The organism is Sulfitobacter sp. 15WGC (genome assembly GCF_005068605.1).
In the GTDB taxonomy this organism is placed as follows: Bacteria; Pseudomonadota; Alphaproteobacteria; order Rhodobacterales; family Rhodobacteraceae; genus Sulfitobacter; species Sulfitobacter faviae.
The window spans coordinates 1-658 of record NZ_SZNL01000069.1; the positions used below are offsets into that span (position 1 = coordinate 1).

At 63.8% G+C, this 658-nt stretch carries 1 protein-coding gene; it reads right to left on the bottom strand.

The features are described 5' to 3' along the window. Positions 1-124: 124 nt before the first annotated feature. Positions 125-658 (bottom strand): SDR family oxidoreductase (locus tag FCK22_RS18005; protein ID WP_136720756.1); only part of this gene is annotated, 534 nt, incomplete at its 5' end.

Genomic DNA, 658 nt, shown 5'->3' on the forward strand with positions numbered 1-658 from the left:
GGGTAGGCGATTTGGTGAGGCTGGACGCGACTTGGCGAAGTCACGTCACGGCTGAACCATAAAGTGGCAAGGTCCAGCCGTTGCCAGCGCCCACCCGCGGGCAGGCGATGGCCCTCGTGCTTCGTTAAAGATGCTCCGCCTGCGGCATCCCCAGCACGTGGAAACCACCATCCACGCGGATGATCTCACCCGTCGTGCAGGCGCCTGCGTCGGATGCCAGATAGACCGCCGTGCCGCCCACAGCCTCGAGCGTCGCGTTCGAGCGCAGCGGCGCGTTCTGATCCGTGTGCTTGTAGGTCTTGCGCGCCCCGCCGATGGCTGCCCCTGCCAGCGTCTTCATCGGCCCCGGCGAAATCGCGTTCACGCGGATGCCTTCCGGCCCCAGATCATTCGCCAGATAACGCGTCGCACTTTCCAGCGCCGCCTTGGCCACGCCCATCACGTTGTAGTTCGGCGTCACCCGGTTCGACCCCATGTAGGTCAGCGTCATCAGCGTGCCGCCGTTCTCGACCATCAGCGGATGCGCGCGGCGCGCCACGTCGATGAAGGAATAGGCCGAGATGTCCATCGAGTTTTTGAAGTTCGCCCGGCTGGTGTTCAAGAACCGCCCCGTCAGTTCGGATTTGTCCGAGAAAGCAATGGCATGCACGACGAAGTC